Origin of the sequence: Aeromicrobium sp. PE09-221, assembly GCF_002174305.1 — a bacterium.
In the GTDB taxonomy this organism is placed as follows: domain Bacteria; phylum Actinomycetota; class Actinomycetes; order Propionibacteriales; family Nocardioidaceae; genus Aeromicrobium.
The window spans coordinates 20,379-39,323 of the sequence record NZ_MIJB01000011.1 but is presented as its reverse complement, the minus strand read 5'-3'; the positions used below and the strand labels follow the sequence as shown (position 1 = coordinate 39,323).

Sequence of the window (18,945 nt, the reverse complement as noted above, 5' to 3'; positions counted from 1 at the left end):
TTATTGTATAGACGTGTGGTCGTGTCCTGACATTACCTGTGTTGTATGTAGAGTTGTTTTATCTCTGGGCGGCAATGCGCCCCGATCCGCGACGCCCTCCGCGCCCGCTGCGTCTGACGGATATAGGAGCATCAACGCAGCGATGGAGAGCTTCTGGTCGCTCCTGCAGACCAACGTCCTCAACCAGCAGCGGTGGACCACCCGGCAGGATCTGCGGCTCGCCATCGTCGTCTGGATCGAGCGGAAGTATCACCGGCAACGAGCCCAGGACTCCCTCGGCGGCTTGACCCCCATCGAGTTCGAGTCCAAGCTGGCCGAGCCGCTCACCCTCGCGGCCTAAACCACACCTGTCACCAGTTCGTTCCTCACGCCCACTCGACCGCCTCAACCGCCGTATCGACGCCCACCACGGCGAGTACGCCGACGCCCGCGCCCACCTCGAAGACGCCCTCAACCTGCTGGCCAACTGCGCCGACATCTACGCCCGCTGCGACGACACCAACCGGCGCCTGTGCAACCAAGCCTTCTTCACCAAGGTCTACGTCGAAGAAGACGACGAGCTCCGCGTCGAGTACCAGCGCCCCTACGAGATGCTGACCGACCCCGAGATCAACGGCAACGCCCTCAACTGGGCGCAGGACAGCCAAAAGGCCCGAACCCCTGCCAACGATTCGTCGGGCAAGGGTTCGAGCCTTGTGCGTGGGGTGGGCCCCGTGGGACTCGAACCCACAACCCGCGGATTAAAAGTCCGCTGCTCTGCCGATTGAGCTAGAGGCCCCTTACCGAAGTGCTCGCCCTAGTCTGCCAGCAGCCGCCGACTCTCATGCAGCTGGGAGCGCACGCGAAGGGAGTGTGGCGCACGGCACATGCGCTGGCGGAGGTGCTCGCGAGTACACTGGCCACGTCACTTTGTCTGGTACCTCGCCGAGGACTGGAACGAAAGGCAATCAGCTATGCAGCGCTCCCGTGTGGGCGTGGTCGGGGCCGGCCGTGTCGGTGCCGTCCTCGCCGCCCGTCTCCGTGCCGCCGGTCATGAGATCGTCGGCGTCAGCGGTCGATCCGATGCCACCCGGCTTCGCGTCGCCACGCTGCTCGGGGACATCCCGTTGACGACCCCCGAGTCACTCCTGCCGTCGGTCGACCTCCTCGTGCTGGCCGTTCCCGACGACTCGCTGGCCGAGGTCGCCGATCGACTGGCGCCGCTGTCGCGCCCCGGGCAATACGTCGTGCACACCAGTGGCCGCCACGGCCGTGTGGTCCTCGCCCCCTTCGCCGATCGCGGTGCCCGGACGGCAGCCGTACATCCCGCGATGACCTTCACCGGCACCGAGATCGACCTCGATCGGACGTGCGTGTTCGGGCTGACCGCAGCCGATGAGGATCGCGAGGCGATCGCCGCCTTCGTCGCGGACCTCGGCGGCAGTCCGATGTGGATCGCCGAGTCCGACCGCGTCGCCTATCACGCCGCGCTCGCCCACGGCGCCAATCACCTCACGACCCTCGTGACACAGGCGATGGACGTGCTGCGCGGCATCGGTGCGGACGACCCCGCGAGCGTGCTGCGTCCGCTGCTCGGCGCCGCCCTCGACAACACCCTCGCCTACGGCGATGCTGCGCTCACCGGGCCGGTCGCCCGTGGCGATGTCGACACGGTCCACGCACACCTGGAGGCCCTCGACGGCGACACCCGCCGCACCTACCGCGCTCTCGCGGAGTCCACGGCTGAGCGGGCGCAGGTCACGGGCCGCATCGGAGCCGTACCCGCGCGACGCCTGCACGAGCTGCTCGGCGAGGAGAGCGTGCGATGACCGGCCCGCTGGTGGTCCGCACGCGCGAGGAACTGCGCGCCGCCACCGAGGGCAGCATCGCCCTCGTGCCCACCATGGGTGCGCTGCACGACGGCCACGTCCAGCTCATGAAGCACGCCCGCCCACTCGCCGAGACCCTCGTCGTCTCGATCTTCGTGAATCCCACCCAGTTCGCCCCCGGTGAGGACTTCGATGCCTATCCGCGGACCTTCGACGCCGATCTGGAGCGTTGCGCTGAGGCCGATGTCGACATCGTCTTCGCGCCCACAGTCCAGGTCATGTACCCCGACGGGCTCGACGCCACCGTGAGCGTGGACGCCGGCCCGCTCGGGCAGATCCTCGAAGGCGCCCGGCGGCCCACGCACTTCCGCGGAGTCCTCACGGTGGTCGCCAAGCTACTCGGCCTGGTGCGCCCCGACGTGGCGGTCTTCGGCGAGAAGGACTACCAGCAGCTGACGCTCATCCGGCTCATGGCCCGCGAGCTCTGCCTCGGCGTCGATATCGTCGGCTGCCCGACGGTCCGCGAGCCCGACGGTCTCGCGATGAGCTCGCGCAATCGCTATCTGGAAGCCGATGAGCGAGAGCTCGCCGCCACCATCAACGCCGCGCTGCGGGCCGGCGTCGCTGCGGCGGCACACGGCCCCGAGGCGGTGCTCGCCGCAGCCCGTGCCGTACTCGACGAGCGGAGCATCACCCCCGACTACCTCGCTCTGACCGACCCTGATCTCGCCGAGCCCGTGCCCGGGCGCGAGGCCCGCCTGCTGGTGGCCGCGCGCATCGGCCGGCCCCGGCTCCTCGACAACATCGCCCTGAACCTGGGAGGAAACTGACCATGCTGCGCACCATGATGAAGTCCAAGATCCACCGTGCCACCGTCACACAGGCCGATCTGCACTATGTCGGCTCCGTCACCGTCGACCAGGATCTGCTCGACGCCTCGAATATCCTGCCCGGCGAGCTCGTGCACATCGTCGACATCGACAACGGTGCCCGGCTCGAGACCTACACGATCGCCGGCGAGCGCGGCTCGGGCGTCATCGGCATCAATGGCGCCGCCGCGCGGCTCGTGCACCCCGGCGATCTGGTCATCCTCATCGCCTACGCGCAGATGGAGGACGCCGAGGCTCGCGAGTTCTCCCCGAACGTCGTCTTCGTCGATGCCGACAACCGCATCATCGGCACGGGTTCCGATCCCGCCGAGGCGCTGCCCGGCACCGGACTCCTCCGCGGCGACATCGTCGACAATCCGCTCGTCGCGCACTGACCCGGACTGGCATCCGAATGAGCCTGCTCTGCCTCGATGTCGGCAATCGGCTGTCGGTCATCGGCGTCTGGGACGATCTCGACGGTCAGCCTGTGCTGCGCGGGCGCTGGACCATCTCCTCGGACGCCACTCGCACTGCCGATGAGTGGTATCTCGTGGCCCACGGCTTCGTGCGGGCGGCCGGTTTCGCCGATGACGACATCGAGGCCGTCAGCATGTGCTGCACCGTGCCCTCCATCGGGGTCGAGGTGCGCGGCATGCTCGACCGCTACTTCGATCACGTCCCGGTGTGGGTGGTGGGTCCGGGGGTGCGCACGGGCGTGGCCATCCACACCGACAACCCGCGCGAGGTGGGCACCGACCGTATCGTCAACGCGCTAGCGGCGACACATCTCTACGGTGGTCCGGCGATCATCGTCGACCTGAACGGCACGGCCACCATCGTCGATGTCGTCGACGGGCGAGGTCGTTACCTGGGCGGGGCGATCGCGCCCGGTGTCGAGGTTTCCCTCGAAGCACTCGCCCAGAGGGGGGCGCAGTTGCGGTCCGTGGAGGTCGCCGAGCCGCGGGGGGTCATCGGCAAGAACACGGTGGAGGCGATCCAGGCGGGCGCCGTCTACGGCTTCGCCGGACTCGTTGACGGATTGGTCGACCAGATGATCGACGCGATCGACGCCGAGCCGGAGAACGTCACGGTGGTCGCCACCGGCACCTTCAGCGAGGCGATCGCCGGACACTGTCAGACGCTCACCCACCGTGAGGACGACTTGACGCTGATCGGTCTGCGCCTCGTCCACGAGAAGAACCGCGACACCTGACCCCGCTGCGACGCTGCATGTCCTGACGTCCCTGTGGACAGCGGGGGACGGATGTCGGTGTCCCGGGAGAGGATCGGACTCGCCAGATCACTCATGGGTGGTCAGAATGGAAGGAGTCTGAATGTGTCGGTGCTCGATAGAGGAGTCGTGGACGTGGCTGGCGTGGCATTCGAGTGGCCGAGCGACGTGCTGCAACGGATCCCGATGTCCTTCGAGGAGTGGGAGGAGCTGCCCGAGGAGGTCCGTGCCGAGTGGGTCGACGGAGTCGCCCTCGTGAGCCCGCCTCCGGCCGTGCGGCATCAACTCGTCTGCAAGCACCTCGTCGCGCTCTTCGACCGGGACCTGCCCGGCCTCGTGTCGGTCCAGGAGGTGGGGGTCCGCACCGCCGGACGGCGCTTCCGGATTGCCGATGTGACGGTGATGCGCGAGTTGCCGGAGGACCCGGTGTGGGTGACTGAGCCGCCGGTGCTCGTCGCGGAGGTCCTCTCACCCCGCACGCGCCGGGAGGATCAGTTGCGCAAGACCGGCGAGTATCTGGCGGCCGGCATCGGTCAGTACTGGGTGGTCGACCCGGAGCACGAGGAGCTGACCGTCTTGCGAGCCACCCGCGAGGATAACGTGAACGTCTGGGAGACCGCGCTGGAGCTGGGTGGTGAGCAGCGCACGGGCGAGGTCTCCGTCGGCGAGCACGGCACCGTCGCGGTCGACCTCGATACCCTCTTCGCCCTGTGACGGCCCGGGAGTCCTCTATGCTCGCGGGGTGATCATTCGGCGAGCCGTGGCCCGGCTGTACTGGACCCTCTCGCGGTGGAACTACCGCTCGGAATCGGTCCCCGAGGCGTCCGGTGTCATGGTCGCCGCCCCGCACACCTCCAACTGGGACTTCGTGCTCATGGTCGCCGTCGCCTGGCGCAACGGGCTGACGCTGCGTTTCCTCGGCAAGCGTGAGCTCTTCGCCGGACCGATGGGACCGCTGATGCGGGCCTTCGGCGGCATCCCCGTCGACCGCCGCGATCCGGCAGGGCTCGTCGAGGAGCTCATCGAACGCCATCATGCCGGTGAGAGCTTCCACCTGGTCATCACGCCCGAGGGCACCCGCGGGCCCGTGGACCGCTGGAAGTCCGGCTTCTACCGGATCGCGCGCGCCACCGACCTTCCCGTCACCCTGGCCTATGTCGACCGCACCACGCGCACGACGGGCCTCGGACCGACGTTCCGGCTCAGCGGAGACGTCCGTGCCGACATGGATCGCATCCGCGCGTTCTATGCGGGCATGGTCGGTGTCCGTCCCGCGAACACCGGCCGCGTCGCATTGGCCGAGGAGGCGGGCGGGGCGTCAGCGCCCGATGGGCTCCAGCAGTAGCCGGACGAACTCGGTCATCCAGGAACGAGCCGTGGCGGCATCGAGTTCGGGCACGCCCTGTGCGCGTTGCGTGCCCAGCCCATCTGAGTAGGCGGCGAGCTTCAATGCGGCCTCGGCGGGTTCCACCGTTCGGAAGGTCCCGGACTCGACGCCCCGGGCGATGACGCGCGTACAGCATTGCTCCCAGTGGCGGATCCGCGCGGCATAGGGCTCAGCCAGCTCCGGTCGCCGCGTCGCGACCGTCCAGTACTCCGACCAGATCCGCCAGTGAGCCTCGACGCGGGGCGACTCATCGAAGATCGCGGCGACGAGCAGGTCGAGGGCGACCCGGGGCTCGGGCTCGTTGTCGGCCGCCGCGACGACCCCCTCGTAGAAGCGATCCGCTTCGGTCACCACCACGGCTCCGAGAATCTCGTCCACGCCGGCGAAGTGGTAGGTGACCGTGCCCATCGACACCCCGGCGGCCGCGGCGATATCACGCAATGAGGTCGCCGCGAGGCCCTCCTGGACGATGAGGGCATGGGCCGCCTCGACGATCTGCGCACGCCGCTCCGTCGGCGAAAGCCGCTGTCTCACACCGACGTCCTGGGCACACGGTCACGATAGGAGAACTCACCGACCGTCTCGCGCCTGCCATCGTGTTCGGCGATCGCGAGGACGGTGTTCTCGAGATAGAAGGCATCCGCATCGCAGGTGATGATCGAGCTGGTCTCCACCGATGCGCTCCAGCCCTGGTTGGACAGCCCGATGCGCCAGTGCGCCTCCGTCACTGGTGAGGTCGGATCGCCCTCGCGGATGCGGTACACCTCCTCGGTCCATTCGAGGAAGTCCAAGCCCGTCGGATAACGGCGGGTGCCGCCGTAGCCGGGGTCGACCTCCAGCACCGTCTCGCCGGTGGCGACATCGTGTCGCACGATGCGAGGCGGCCGGGCCTCGGGCGCCCCGTCCGGGACGCCGATCGGGATCGGCCGGGCGTGCTCCGGCTCGGCGAACCCGACGGGTACAGCGCCCGGATCCGCGAGCGGGAGCACGATGGAGCTGGCGCCGAGATCGATATCGAGGGTGTCGTCGACCGCGTGCGGCCAGATCCACGGCCAGTAGTGATTGCTGAGGGCGACGCGCAGCCGATGGCCGGGTTCGAACCGGTAGCCGGCCGCGACGAGCGGAACCTCCACATCGACGTCCTCACCGGGCGTGAGCGGATCGATGCGATCCATGCCGTCGCGCTTGAGCAGATTGAGCACACCGCGTGTCACGAGTGTCGAGGATCCGTCGGGCGCCACATCGCACAGCCGCACGATCACATGACCCCGATCGTGGGTCGATCGCAGTCGCAGTCGTGCGACGGGCTTGCCCAACAGTTCCAGGGGCTCGTCCACGGGCAGATCGACGCATAGCGACCGACCGTCCTCGGCGCGCTGATCCGGTGGCAGATCGGCGGCATTGCCGAAGGGGAAGAACCGTCCCGCGTCCTGGCCCGTCGCCCACGGCGAGCGCAGCAGGGCCCGCCCTCCGCCGAGGCCGCTCGCATGGACGGGTGCCTCGCCCGGCCAGGACACCCCGGCCCAGCGTCCCTCCTTGTTCTCAACATATGGCGCGGGCGGCTCGGGATCGTTGATCCAGGCGCGAAGATCCGGCTCGGTCTCCACACCGGTGTCGGCCCCCTTCAGCCAGCGATCCCACCACCGCAGCGTCTCCTGCAGAAAACCGATCGAAGGTCCGGGGGCGAGACCCCGGTCGGGGTACTGGTGCGACCACGGGCCGATGATCCCCTTGGCAGGGGCATCGAGATGCTCGAGCAGCCGTAGCACGGTGTCGCGGTAGGGGTCGTTCCATCCGCCGACCGCCAGCACCGCAGCCTCGATACCGCCATAGTTCTCGCACGCGCTGCCCCGCCGCCAGTACTCGTCGCGTTCCTGATGGGCGAGCCAGATCGGACCAAGGGGTCGCTGCTGCTCCAGGCGCGCGCGCCACCGCTCGACCCACCCCTCGCCGACGACCTCGGGCAGCGGGGGACGCGAGGCGAAGGCCAGCATGGTCCCAGCCCAGGCAGACATGTCGATAGCGAGCAGGGCGCCGCCCATATAGTGCACGTCGTTGTCGTAGCGGTCATCGGTGGAGCAGACGGTGACGATGGCCTTCAGGGGTTCAGGGGCGCGCTCGGCCAGTTGGAGCGAATTGAAACCGCCCCACGAGATGCCGAACATGCCGACACCGCCGTCGCACCACGGTTGCTCGGCCAGCCATCGGATGACCTCGACACCGTCATCGAGCTCGGCGGGGGAGTACTCGTCCTCGAAGAGACCATCGGATCCCCCGGCCCCGCGCACATCGACCCGGATCGAGGCGTACCCGTGTGCCGCGTAGTAGGGGTGACGCTCGCTGTCGCGGACCGAGGTCCAGTCGTCGAGCCGATACGGCAGGTACTCCAGCAGCGCCGGGACCGGATGCTCCTCCGCTCCCACGGGCAGCCAGGCTCGCGCGCGCAGGCGCGCACCATCCGGCATCGGGATCCACAGCTCGCGGACGTCGACCGTGCTGGGGTCGATATCGACCGAGGTCATCGAGTGGTCAGTGCTCCTTCGTCATCGCGGACCCGGTGGCCGTTGCCGATATCGATGAGCGGCGCATCGGGATCGAGGGTGGTGGTGCGGTGGTCGGCATCGCTGCCCGGCAGCTCGGTGTGCCCCGGTTCGATCACGGCCTCCAGCAGTGAGCGGGTGTACGGGTGGCGGGGCTCTTCGAACAGGACCGCCGTGGGGGCGGACTCGACGATCCTCCCGTCCTTCATCACGACGATCCGGTCGGCCACGCTGCGGACGACGGCCAGGTCATGGCTGATGAACAGGCACGACAGGCCCCTGCTCTCCCGCAGATGATCCAGCAGCGCGAGCACCTCGGCCTGTACCGAGACATCGAGTGCGGTGGTGATCTCGTCGGCGATGAGCAGCGTGGGCTCGGCGGCCAGCGCGCGGGCGATGCCGACGCGCTGTCGCTGTCCGCCGGACAGCTGGGCGGGGACGCGGCGTGCGAACTCCGGGCCCAGGCCCACTTCCGTCAGCAGGCGGTCCACCACCGCGGGTGTCTCCGCCCGGGAGGCTCGCCCGAACACCTTCAGCGGGCGAGCGATCGCATCGCCGACGGTTCGACGCGGGTTGAGGGCCAGGTCGGCATTCTGGAAGATCAGCTGGACCGAACGGCGGACGTCGACCGGGCGTCGAGCGGCGGCACCGAGCAGATCATGGCGAGTGCCGTCGGAGGACCAGAGCGCTGCCTCCCCGCGTTCGACATCGGCGAGACCCGCGAGGGCCGATGCGACGGTGGACTTGCCGCTGCCGGACTCACCGACCACCGCGACGGTCTCGCCGCGGAGGATCTCCACGTCGAAACCGCTGACGGCGAGCCTCGGCGCGCGCGGATAGCGGATGTCGACATCGCGGCAGCGCACGACGACATCGGCGTCGGGATCCTCACGTCCGATGATGTCGACGCCATGGACCCGCGGTGCCGCGGCGATGAGCTGGCGCGTGTACTCCTCGCGCGGTCGGTTCAGCACCTCCTGGGTGGGCCCGTGCTCGACCTCACGGCCGAGCCGCATCACGAGCACGTCATCGGCCACGGCCGACACGACGCCGAGGTCGTGGCTCACGATCAGCACCGCCATGCCCAGCCGCTCGCGCAGCTCGTTCACCAGCGCCAGGACCGCCGCCTGGGTGATCACGTCCAATGCCGTGGTCGGCTCGTCGAGCACGAGGATCTTGGGGTCGGTGGAGACGGCCATCGCGATCGCCACCCGTTGCTGCTGACCGCCGGACAGCTCGTGCGGGTAGCGGTCGATCAGCGCATCGGGCGACGGCAGCCGGACGAGATCGAGCAGTTCGATGAGGCGATCGTCGCCGCTCGGCAGACCGTGGGCATCCAAGGTCTCGCGGAGCTGAGCGCCGATCCGCATCGACGGAGTGAGCGCGTGACCGGCATTCTGCGCCACCAGGGCGACGGTGCCGCCGCGCAGCTGCCGCAGGGGCGCGGGTGCGAGGGCGAAGACATCGTCCTCGAACACCGTGACGGTGCCGGCATCGATACGCGATCCGTCCCGGAGGTGCCCCAGGAGGGTGCGGGCGACGGTCGATTTGCCGCTGCCGGACTCGCCGACCAGGCCGAGGGTCCGGCCGCGGGTCAGCTCGAAGTCGATGTCCTCGGCCACGGTGACCCGCTGATCGCCGGCATCATAGGAGACGCGGAGGCCGCGCACCGCGGCGACGGTGGAGGTGGTCATCAGATCACTCCTCGGCGGGCGCGGTCGACGCCCAGGTACTTGCCCAGGCCGTCCGCGGCGAGGTTCAGCCCCACCACGAGCAGCGACAGGGTCACGATCGGGGCGAGGGTGCCCGCTGGTGCGACGGTGAGGGCGGTGCGGTTCTCCTGGATCATCAGGCCCCAGTCGGGGGTGGGCGGGTTCACGCCGAACCCGAGGAAGGACAGGGTCGAGACGAGCAGCACGACCCAGGACGCGCGCATCGCGAACTCCACCAGGATGGTGTCGAGGATATTGGGCAGGACCTCGCGCCGGATGATCGGCAGCGAGCGTTCGCCGCGGGCACGAGCCGCGGTGACGTAGCCGGTGGAGAGCACGGGGCGGGTCGCGCCGCGCACCACGCGAGCGACGGCCGGCACGTAGACCACGGAGATCGCCAGCACCAGGACCCAGAGGCTGTTGCCGAATACCGAGACGATCAACAGCAGGGCGAGCACGGCCGGCACCGCGAGCACCGCATCGAGCACGCGGGTGGTGGCCGCGTCGACCCAGCGACCGTAGTAGGCGGCGATAGCGCCGATGAGCGTGCCGACGACGACTGCCGCGGTCGTCGCCACGAGTGACACGAGCAGCGCGAAGCGCCCGCCCTCGATCGTGCGGGAGAGGACATCGCGTCCGTACTGGTCGGTGCCCAGCCAGTGACTCCAGCTCGAACCGGCGAGGGCGTTGTCGGCATCGGTGGCGATCGGGTCGTAGGGCGCGAGCCACGGGGCGAGGACGGCGATGACGACGGTCAGGCCGACCAGCGTCAACCCGACGCGGGTGCCGACGGTCAGATCGCGTAGGCGGATCATGCGGTCGCCTCCTTCGAGGACCGGGATCTGCGCTGCGAGCTGTGCAGCGTCCGCTGACGCGGATCGGCGGCCAGCGCCAGCAGATCGGCGATGAGGTTGACGGAGACGTAGACCAGTGCGCTCAGCACGGCGATGGCCTGGAGGATCGGCAGGTCGCGGGTGGAGACCGAGTCGATCATCAGCTTGCCGAGGCCGGGGTAGTTGAACACCGACTCGACCACGACCACACCGCCCAGCAGCCAAGCCACATTGATCGAGATGACAGGAAGAACGGGCAGGATCGCGCTGGGCGCGACGTGACGCCAGAGCACGCGTCGCCTGGTCAGACCCTTGAGCTCGGCCGTCGTCGCGTATTCGGTCGCGAGCCCGTCGATCGTCGAGGATCGCATCGCGCGGATGATGTAGGCCGCCATTGCGATCACCAGGGTGATCGCCGGCAGCACGATCGCGGGGAGAAGCTCGCTGAGCGATGCGCCCGGTCCTCCGAGCACGACGGCGGGGAAGATCGGGGCGATGATCGCCAGCAGGAGGATGAGGACGGTGGCCACGACGAACTCGGGGATGCTCATCGCGACCAGCGCGATGATCGAGATGCCGGAGTCTGTTGACGTGCCGCGTCGCGACCCGGCCCACACGCCGAGGACGAGGGACAGTCCGATGCCCACCACGATCGCGGGCACGGCGATGAGCAGGGTGTGGGAGAACGCGGTCCAGAGGGTGCCGGACACGGACTCGCCGGAGACCAGCGAGGTACCGAAGTCCCCGGTGACGGCACCGCCCAACCATTCGGCGAAGCGCACCCACACATTGGCGTCGAGGCCGAGCTGCTCCCGCATCGTGGCCACGGCCTCTTCGGTGGCGTTCTGGCCGAGCAGCTGCTCGGCGACGTCACCGGGCAGCGCCTGTACGGCGAAGAAGACGAAGAAGGCGGCGAGGAATAGGGTGATGACGCTCGTCGCGAGCCGGGTGCCGATGAGTCGAAGCACGTCACGCCTCCTTCAGGCCGAGGGACAGATAGTCCATCTCGAAGCCGTACTCGTCGTAGTTCACGACGTTCTCGGACAGCCCCACGAGTCGATCGCCGAAGACAGGGGTCATGTCCGCGCCGTCGTCGATGATGAGTCGTTGCGCGTCCTGGTACTTCTGGCGTCGCGTGGTCTCGTTGGTGTCGGCGCGGGCGGCGTCGAGCAGCTGGTCGAACTGTTCGTTCGACCATGCGGACTCGTTGTAGCTCGAGCCGCTGCGAAAGATCTGGTTGAGCAGCTGGTCGACCGGGCGTCCGGTGAACCAGTAGCTCACCATCAGCGGCTCGCTCATCCACACCTGTGTGTAGTACGAGTCGGCGGCGACATTGGTGATCCGCAGGTCGATCCCGGCCTCGCGGACCTGGCTGGCGTAGGCGGTGGCGATCGCGGTGAAGTTGGGCTCATAGGCCGAGGTGTAGATGCGGGTGGAGAAGTCCTCGCGGCCGATGCTGCGCAGGATCCCTCTGGCCTTCTCCGGGTCGTACTCGCGATCGGTGTCGAGCCAGGCCTTCAGCTCGGGCGGGACCGGGTTGTCCCAGCCGGGGGTGCCGGTGCCTTGCAGGGCGGTCGAGAGGATCGCATTCGGGTCATAGGCGAGCTTCATGGCCTGCCGCATCTGGGGGTCGGCGAACTCCTCGCTCGTGGCGAGCATGGGGATGGTGTACCACTGGGCGTTGGCGACCCGGGCCACGGTCGTGCCGGCAGAGTTGGCGACCACGCGTGCCGTGGGATTGTCGAGATTGGTCTGTGAGAGCAGGTCGACCTGGCGCGCGAGGAGGGCATTGACCCGGGCTGAGGTGTCCTGGATCGAGGAGAACTCGATCCGGTCCAAGGCCGCGCGGCCGTCGAAGTAGTCCTCGTTCACTCGAACGGCGCCGGCGCCGGCGGGGGTGTAGTGCTCGAGGATGAAGGGCCCGGTGCCGATACCGGTGCGCCCGATCTCGGCCGCTGAGTCCTCGGGGATCACGTAGCACTGGTATGCGGTGAGGAGCGAGGGAAACTCGGCATTGGGTGTCGAGAGCACGAAGCGGACGGTGGTCTCGTCGACCGCGACGATATCGTCGATGAGGTCCAGCGCGCCGGCCTGGGGCGAGGCGACATCCGGGTCGAGGATGTGGCGGAAGGTGTACCGCACGTCGCGGGAGGTGAGCGGCCGGCCGTCGTGGAAGCGGATGCCGGAGCGGAGCTGGAAGTCCCAGGATGTCGCATCGACATTGGACGACCAGTCGGTGGCCAGGTCGGGGACGGTCTCACCGTCGCGGTCCAGCTTGACCACGCGATTGTAGAGCGCCCCGAGATACTCGTAGGCGGATAGCGAGCTGGCGGGATCGAGGGTCTCGGCTGCGCTGGCGGCGGGACGGGCGATGCGCAGCGTGGCGCCACGCCGGGCGGTGCCGCTGGCCGCCTGTTCCGGCAGCGTGAGCGCGGGTGCGCCGCAGGCTGCCAGCCCGAGGGCCGTGGCACCGCCGAGGATGCCGGTCAACAGCCGACGGCGGTCGAGTGAGGGGTTCACGGAGTCTCCTGGAGGCTTATCGTTCACTTGAACGATAAGCCCGAACTACCGGTTCTCCGCAAGTTCACCCACAGGCGTACCGGAATTCAGCTGCTGATGTCGGTGCTGGGATCGGCCTGAAAGATTGCTGATATATCGCGGAGGAAGTCGATGCCGGCGATCACTGCCTGGCTTGTGGCGCGGCGCCCGGATCGGTGTCGCAGAGCGAGACGACGGGAGCCGAGCCCCGGCACGTCGGCGACTTCGACGCCCTCGGGGAGGGTTCCTTGGAGGGCGAGCTGGGGGAGGAGGGTCATGCCCTCGCCGGCGGCGACGAGGGCGAGCGCGGTGGAGTAGTCGGTATAGGTGTGTGCGGCCTCAGCTTGTCCGAGCGAGGTGCGGACGCGGCGGACCGCCTGGGCTGTGGCGGCGGAGGATTCGACCCGCAGCCAGGGCACGCGCAGTCGTTCCAGTTCGACGATCTCCATGGCGGCGAGGGTCCCGGCCGGCGCGATGAGCTTCCACGGGTCGTCGAGCAAGGGGATCTCACGGACGCCAGGTCCGAGGGGCGGCGCATGATCACCGCTGTCGTACTCGATGACGATGATGTCGAGGTCGGCTGATCGCAGGTCGCGCAGCAGTTCGCCACGCGACGCCTCCGTGATCTCCACGTCGACGCCGAACAGTTCCTCGCGCCACCGGGGGATCGAGGGTGCGAGAACTGAGCTGATGAAGCTCTGGAAGCTGCCCAGCCGGACACGTCCGGTGGGGTCCTGTGTGGTCGAGGCGATGCGCTGCTCGGCCTCGTTGATCTCCCGTTCGATGTTCTCGGCGAGTTCGACGAGTTCGCGGCCGGCCGCGGTGAGTGTGACGCCGCGCGGCGTGCGTTCCACGAGTGCTTGACCGACTTCTGACTCGAGGCGACTCAGCTGCTGGGACACGGCGGACGCTGTGACATGGAGCGCATCGGCGGCGGCGAGAACGCCGCCGTTGCGGGCGATGGCCAGGAAGAAGGGGAGCCGCGATGCGTTGATCCTCACATTCAGAGAGTCTAAACCCCGGCTTGCAAAAAGTGCATTTGAGTTGAACCTTCGGGTCGCCTCAGAATTGCAGTGCGCGGTCCGCTGGGGGCCGCACATGATGATGAGGAAGGCGGAGTAGTGGACGGCATCGTGGCGGGAGTCCTCGGGTGGATGGGGACGGCTGGCACCTTTGCGGCGTACGTGTTGTTGTGGCGGGGACGGTTGATGGCGACGTCACTGACCTATGCGGCGATGAACACCGTCGGAGGCGTTCTCGCTGGGACGGCCGGTGCGCTGTACGGCGCGTGGCCCGTCGTCGCGTCCAATGCGATCTGGGCGAGCGTCGGTGCGCACACCCTTCTCGCGACGATCCGCGCTCGTCGCCGCCAGGCCATCGCTCTCTAGGGCCGCCATCGGTGGTCGCGTTTCCATCGTCGGGTGCCGGGTCGTCGGAGTTCGGGGTGCCGTCCCTGACACGTACGTCAGTGCGCAAAGCGGGGGACTGCTCACCGCTGGCCCGAGGTACGGAGGATGTGCTCCTGCGGCCGTCAGGGCAACCGCAGAGTCACATCTTGTGTCCTCACACCGCGGCGTTCCTTCGCAGCCACACCGACGACACCACAAGTCAGGTTCGACCATCCGACACGCAAGCCCCGTGCGATCATGCTCGATGCGTTGCCCGGTCACAACCAGTCTGAGCTCATCGAGGCGGCAGAACGTCCTCAGATCAGGGGTCATGAAGGTAGCGTCAGGCATGTCGAGGTCTTCCCGACGGTGAACGTGAGAACTTCCATCCTCGGGAGACCTCGACGTCTATCCCGGGAGCGACCCCGCCCACGACCTCTACACTCTCAACTGCGAAGAGAGCCCATAACGGTCCTGCCAAGAACCTTGACGCGGGACAGCTGCGGCCACGGGCCGGATGTCTGGTCGGTGCGTTGATCGAGATGGTCGCCGATCTCAGCGATCGGAGTTCGGCACGACGTCGCGGATCGCGTGACCGGTGTGGATTGGATCTCACGGCGGGTGTTGTGAACACAATGTCAGATGAGCCTCAGTTTTTCCGGACTCCCCAATCTCCGCACTTCAGATGAGTGAAGCCTCGATCACGATATTTGCGACCGCTGGAGACGACCCCGTCTGCAGGCACGTGATCAGGACAAGACGACCAGGTGCGTTGTTCCATACTCGGCTGTCGTCCGCGACTTCGGTGCGCGCTATCGGGTAGGAGTCTCTGACCGCATAGGAAGTGTCTCCGATCATGACGATCGAATCTGTCGGTAACGTCGCAATTTGCTCTTTGACATCGATGAGAAAGTTGCCGGGTGCGACTCCAGGCTCTCGAAGGGAATGCGTTACGACGACGAGAGTTCCATCGCCACCCCCGTCTGGTGTGACCCCCCTGTTCCGAACGTAGTACGCGGAGGTGAAGCCAGGTGGCGTGATTTCACCGTCGACCGATGCCAGAGACCCCAGAGGAACGTCCAGATCCACACTAGGCACGCGAAGCCTCAGTCCGCCATCTTCCTCGACCTGCATTCTCTCGACCTCCGCCTCATCGGGCATGGTCCCCGGATCGAACTGGATGGGGTTTCCGTTCATGTCCTGCGCCGCGCTGTGCCGGCCAGGCTGGCTCGAGGTCTCACTCATGGCTATGACGAGGAGTGCCACCCCCACTATCCCTGCGAGGGCGGTGGCTGCTGCCATCAGCAACCACCGCCCACGCGAACGCTGAGAACTGGAGATCATCCGCGACGACGACGGAGGAACGTCACTCCGCCAGCCGACGCCGCAATCAACGCAGCGCCCAACACACCGAGCCACAGCCCCGCCGACGCGGCTGTCTCATCCGCGACGGCCCCACCCGTGTTGACAGAGTCACCCTTGTCTCGGGCCTGGTCATCCTCCGACGCACCCGAGTCCGGCTCCGGCTCCGGTTCCGGCACGGGTTCAGGCTCCGGCTCCGGTTCCGGCACGGGTTCAGGCTCCGGCTCCGGTTCCGGCACGGGTTCAGGCTCCGGCTCCGGCTCCGGCGTAGGGACGAACTCCGGCAGCTCAAGCTCGGGGTAGTTCGGTGGCGCGTACCGCGCCTGCGACGCCTGCTCGAAGTCGTAGGCGTACCCGAGAAGATCCTTCTCCGCGAATCTCTCCGTGGCCGCGAACTTGATGCCCGACGGGCGGCTCGCTGTGTCATCCGTTCCCGTCGGCACGCCGATCGTCGCGAGCCCCAGCCGGTTGTACGGCGCGCGAGTGATGGAACCTCCGCCGATGGAAGCGTCGCTGCCTCCTGCGGTGACCGCATCGTAGGCGACCACGTCGACATCGATTCCTGCCTCGTCCATGGCCTCGTCAAACACAGCACGATTCAGAACGATGTTATCGACTTTCTGTTGGTATTCCGGTGAGAGCCCGGGCTCGAGTGGCGTATCCGTCCACGCAGGGTCAGTCACCACCCTCGACCAATTCGGATCGGCTTTGATATCCCTGATGTCAAAGACATCCGTCGGCATCGCAAAGGCCGATTTTTCCGGCTCGATCGTCGCCGGCGTCGTTGCGAAGAACCGCTGAATATCGAGGAAGAAGGTGGCGTGCACCTCTGCAGGGTGGGGCAGCCTCGGAGAGTCATGCCAGATCTGCAGCGGATCCTCGATCTGACGAATGGTCGCACCCTCGGCTTCCAGGGTCTCGATGGCCTCCCGGAAGTGCGGAGTGAAGGTGTTCGGATCGCCGGGGACACCCACCACCGTTCCTTCAAGTGCCGTGTCATCCAGGGCGTCGAGGTAGCCAGAAGTGTCAGCCCCCACGATGTCCTGGTTATTGGGGCGATTGGGATCGGGGTTCGACATCACCTCGAGCAGCAACGCCGTGTCCGCGACTGTCGTGGTCATGGGGCCGACCACGTCCTGGAACGCGTAGAGCGGCACAACGCCATCACCGGCCATGAGGCCCCAGCTGGGGCGCATGGTGACCAGTCCCTGAACGCCGGCCGGGGCGTGGAGGGACCCGTTCGTATCGGTCCCCAGCCCCGCTGGCGCGAGTGAGGCTGCGACTGCGACAGCGCTGCCGTAGCTCGAGCCGCTCGGCGCGCCACCGTTGTACGGATTGACCGAAGTTGGAGCAAGAGAACTGCCTGACATGTAAGCGAATTCAGACATGTTGGTCTTTGCCAGGATGATGGCACCTGCGTCGCGCAGAGCAGCAACGATTGATGAGTCTTCATTCGTCTGGAACGTCGACATGGTGGAGTTGCCCGCGCTCGTGGGCATGTCGAACGTGGCGAGGTTGTCTTTCAGTACGATGGGAACGCCGTGTAACGGCCCGCGCACGTTGCCGGCCGCCCTCTCACGATCGAGCTCCCGGGCTTGGTCAAGGGCTGTGGGACTGAGCGTAATGATGCTCTTCAGTTCATCGTCATATGCTTCGATTCGGTCCAGATATGCCGTGACCAAGTACTCAGAAGACGTCGATCCGGCCTCGAGATGGCTCACTATCTCAGTCACGCTGAGATCCACGACGCCGATGCCTGCATCGGGGAGTGCTTCGTTCGCGGCTGTGGCGGAGGCTACTGACAGTGAGAGTAATCCGGCGATCCCGCACCCTGCCAAGGCAGCTCGTACGCGAGATACCCTCGTCTTCCATAGGACACTCGCGCCCCTTGACCTTCCACTCTCTTTTTCGATGCGCATAAATGCCGTGCTCTCTTCCTCTTGTAGTGATGGCTGGCCCGCTCATCAAGCAAGCGCGATGAGATGCATTTCACTGACGATTGGGATACAGGGCAGCGCCCTCAAACGACCTCTGCGAGCGGATCGAGGTGCCGCAACGACCATAATGAGGAAACGTTGCATGGTCCTTTCAGAAGGATTTCCCTGATGTTGCCCATCCTGATTGGCGAAGGGCGGCGGGAGGAATTCGAGTTCTTCCCAGTTGAGGGTGTAGCGCGGGTGGTAGCGTCCGTCCCAAGATGTCTTCCCAATTAAGGGTGTAGGTCGGTTGGCGTGTCGGTCCCGGGATAGACGTCGAGGTCTTCGGAAAATGAAGGTTCCTACACGCCTCAGCCAGAAGACCTCGACGTGCCTGACGCGGCGGCGGTCCCACCCACTCAAGTTGCGCACCGACCCGGCGCTGCGGGCCCACGTCATCGAGCGGGGGCTACGGGAGCGATGGAGCCCCCAGCAGATCAGCCGCGCGCTACGCCTGGCCCCGAGGATCTGGCCCGCAGGGCCGCGACCGAAACCATCTGCCAAGCGATCTACCGCCCCGGCTCAGGGATCGTGCGCAAACCCGCCCCATCCCCGTTTGCGGACCGGACGTGACCACCGACGCGGCCAGACGAGGCAGGTGCGAGCTCAACGTCGATTCGCCCAGCCGATGCTCTCGCTCCACGAGCGTGGCCTCGACCCCGTCGACCGATCAGTAGCTGGCCTTTGGGAAGGCGACCTCATCGTCGGACCGCACAACCGGCCCGCGATCGGCACGCTGGTCGAGCGTCAGACTCGCTACGTCAAGCTGCTGCACCTCTCGGAGCACAACTTGATCGAGCTGCACGCCGCGCTCGTGCGACACTGTGAGAGCTGCGGCGGACCCTGACTTGGGACCAGGGCACCGAGATGGCCAAGCATCTGACGTCGCCGAGGACACCGGCACGAAGATCTACTTCTGCGACGCGGCAGGCCCCTGGCAGCGCGCCAGCAACGAGAACATGAACGGGCTCCTGGGTCAGTACTTCCCGGAGTCGACTGACCTCTCGATCTACACCACTCGAGACCTGGCCCGGGCTAGCCTCACTGGACCATCCTTCGTTGCGATGACGCGGGAATGCAAGCCGACGCTATGGCCTCGTTTTCAAGCGTCGCCGACACTTCCGATGACGGAAGTTCTCACACTATCCATCCGGAAGACCTCGACGTGCCTGACGCTACCTTCACGACGCGTGATCTGACGACCTTCGCGGACCTCGATGAGCCCGGGTTGGAGGTGACGGACCGCCGGCTGGAGCCTGGACAGACCCCACCACGACTACACCCTGAATCGTGAAGAGCCT

Annotated in this window: 18 protein-coding genes, 1 tRNA gene and 2 pseudogenes; 9 read left to right on the top strand and 12 right to left on the bottom strand. The window is 67.1% G+C overall.

Going from position 1 to position 18,945, the window contains the following annotated elements; genetic code table 11:
• Positions 1 to 133: 133 nt before the first annotated feature.
• Positions 134 to 340: pseudogene (locus tag BHE97_RS06920) on the top strand (IS3 family transposase); the annotation flags it as partial.
• Between the two features lie 25 nt (positions 341 to 365).
• Here the strand turns inward: BHE97_RS06920 and BHE97_RS20080 are convergent.
• Together BHE97_RS20080 and BHE97_RS06910 are read right to left on the bottom strand one after the other, a co-directional pair.
• The gene (locus BHE97_RS20080; protein WP_170931308.1) at positions 366 to 647 is read right to left on the bottom strand and encodes a hypothetical protein; all 282 of its coding nucleotides are present in this window, start codon (positions 645 to 647) and stop codon (positions 366 to 368) included.
• Between the two features lie 58 nt (positions 648 to 705).
• Positions 706 to 778, bottom strand: a tRNA-Lys gene (locus BHE97_RS06910).
• An 88-nt stretch (positions 779 to 866) separates the two neighbouring features.
• Here BHE97_RS06910 and BHE97_RS06905 point away from each other — a divergent pair.
• From BHE97_RS06905 to BHE97_RS06880, 6 genes are all read left to right on the top strand, one after another.
• The gene (locus BHE97_RS06905; protein WP_140400008.1) at positions 867 to 1,808 is read left to right on the top strand and encodes a Rossmann-like and DUF2520 domain-containing protein; all 942 of its coding nucleotides are present in this window, start codon (positions 867 to 869) and stop codon (positions 1,806 to 1,808) included.
• Positions 1,805 to 2,638, top strand: coding sequence for a pantoate--beta-alanine ligase (panC, locus tag BHE97_RS06900; protein ID WP_087623306.1), 834 nt, complete (start codon positions 1,805 to 1,807; stop codon positions 2,636 to 2,638). The genes BHE97_RS06905 and panC overlap by 4 nt, the downstream gene beginning before the upstream one ends.
• Positions 2,639 to 2,640: 2 nt before the next feature.
• Positions 2,641 to 3,072 (top strand): aspartate 1-decarboxylase, encoded by a 432-nt coding sequence (gene panD, locus BHE97_RS06895; protein ID WP_087623305.1) that lies wholly within the window; start codon positions 2,641 to 2,643, stop codon positions 3,070 to 3,072.
• Between the two features lie 17 nt (positions 3,073 to 3,089).
• A complete protein-coding gene (locus BHE97_RS06890) occupies positions 3,090 to 3,890 on the top strand; it encodes a type III pantothenate kinase (protein WP_087623304.1) in 801 nt (266 codons plus the stop codon).
• Between the two features lie 123 nt (positions 3,891 to 4,013).
• A complete protein-coding gene (locus BHE97_RS06885; RefSeq protein WP_170931307.1) occupies positions 4,014 to 4,622 on the top strand; it encodes a Uma2 family endonuclease in 609 nt (202 codons plus the stop codon).
• A 28-nt stretch (positions 4,623 to 4,650) separates the two neighbouring features.
• The gene (locus BHE97_RS06880; protein ID WP_201791341.1) at positions 4,651 to 5,253 is read left to right on the top strand and encodes a 1-acyl-sn-glycerol-3-phosphate acyltransferase; all 603 of its coding nucleotides are present in this window, start codon (positions 4,651 to 4,653) and stop codon (positions 5,251 to 5,253) included.
• Here BHE97_RS06880 and BHE97_RS06875 read toward each other — a convergent pair.
• The 7 genes from BHE97_RS06875 to BHE97_RS06845 form a co-directional block, all read right to left on the bottom strand.
• Entirely contained in the window at positions 5,227 to 5,829 is a 603-nt protein-coding gene (locus BHE97_RS06875; RefSeq protein WP_087623302.1) for a TetR family transcriptional regulator C-terminal domain-containing protein, read from the bottom strand. The two genes, BHE97_RS06880 and BHE97_RS06875, sit on opposite strands and share 27 nt — an antisense overlap.
• On the bottom strand, positions 5,826 to 7,817 hold the full coding sequence (locus tag BHE97_RS06870) for a CocE/NonD family hydrolase (protein WP_087623301.1): 1,992 nt from the start codon (positions 7,815 to 7,817) through the stop codon (positions 5,826 to 5,828). The genes BHE97_RS06875 and BHE97_RS06870 overlap by 4 nt, the downstream gene beginning before the upstream one ends.
• Entirely contained in the window at positions 7,814 to 9,529 is a 1,716-nt protein-coding gene (locus tag BHE97_RS06865) for an ABC transporter ATP-binding protein (RefSeq protein ID WP_087623300.1), read from the bottom strand. Before BHE97_RS06865 ends, BHE97_RS06870 begins: the two co-directional genes overlap by 4 nt.
• Positions 9,529 to 10,362 carry an ABC transporter permease gene (locus BHE97_RS06860; protein ID WP_087623299.1) on the bottom strand — a complete coding sequence of 278 codons (834 nt, stop codon included), beginning with the start codon at positions 10,360 to 10,362 and terminating at the stop codon, positions 9,529 to 9,531. Before BHE97_RS06860 ends, BHE97_RS06865 begins: the two co-directional genes overlap by 1 nt.
• The gene (locus tag BHE97_RS06855) at positions 10,359 to 11,348 is read right to left on the bottom strand and encodes an ABC transporter permease (RefSeq protein ID WP_087623298.1); all 990 of its coding nucleotides are present in this window, start codon (positions 11,346 to 11,348) and stop codon (positions 10,359 to 10,361) included. Before BHE97_RS06855 ends, BHE97_RS06860 begins: the two co-directional genes overlap by 4 nt.
• A 1-nt stretch (position 11,349) precedes the next feature.
• Positions 11,350 to 12,900, bottom strand: a complete 1,551-nt coding sequence (locus tag BHE97_RS06850) for an ABC transporter substrate-binding protein (RefSeq protein ID WP_087623297.1) — start codon at positions 12,898 to 12,900, stop codon at positions 11,350 to 11,352.
• Positions 12,901 to 12,986: 86 nt separating this feature from the next.
• Positions 12,987 to 13,919, bottom strand: coding sequence for a LysR family transcriptional regulator (locus BHE97_RS06845; RefSeq protein ID WP_087623296.1), 933 nt, complete (start codon positions 13,917 to 13,919; stop codon positions 12,987 to 12,989).
• 120 nt (positions 13,920 to 14,039) lie between these two features.
• Between BHE97_RS06845 and BHE97_RS20075 the strand changes: the two genes are divergently transcribed.
• A complete protein-coding gene (locus BHE97_RS20075; RefSeq protein WP_236757567.1) occupies positions 14,040 to 14,306 on the top strand; it encodes a hypothetical protein in 267 nt (88 codons plus the stop codon).
• Between the two features lie 180 nt (positions 14,307 to 14,486).
• Here the strand turns inward: BHE97_RS20075 and BHE97_RS19725 are convergent.
• From BHE97_RS19725 to BHE97_RS06830, 3 genes and pseudogenes are all read right to left on the bottom strand, one after another.
• Positions 14,487 to 14,657 (bottom strand): annotated as a pseudogene (locus tag BHE97_RS19725) (ISL3 family transposase); the annotation flags it as partial.
• Positions 14,658 to 14,987: 330 nt separating this feature from the next.
• The gene (locus BHE97_RS06835) at positions 14,988 to 15,608 is read right to left on the bottom strand and encodes a hypothetical protein (RefSeq protein ID WP_087623294.1); all 621 of its coding nucleotides are present in this window, start codon (positions 15,606 to 15,608) and stop codon (positions 14,988 to 14,990) included.
• Between the two features lie 38 nt (positions 15,609 to 15,646).
• Positions 15,647 to 17,413, bottom strand: a complete 1,767-nt coding sequence (locus BHE97_RS06830) for an amidase family protein (RefSeq protein ID WP_170931306.1) — start codon at positions 17,411 to 17,413, stop codon at positions 15,647 to 15,649.
• A gap of 829 nt (positions 17,414 to 18,242) precedes the next feature.
• On the opposite strand from BHE97_RS06830, the gene BHE97_RS06825 reads away from it, so the two are divergent.
• On the top strand, positions 18,243 to 18,491 hold the full coding sequence (locus BHE97_RS06825; RefSeq protein WP_140400006.1) for a hypothetical protein: 249 nt from the start codon (positions 18,243 to 18,245) through the stop codon (positions 18,489 to 18,491).
• Positions 18,492 to 18,945 lie beyond the last annotated feature (454 nt).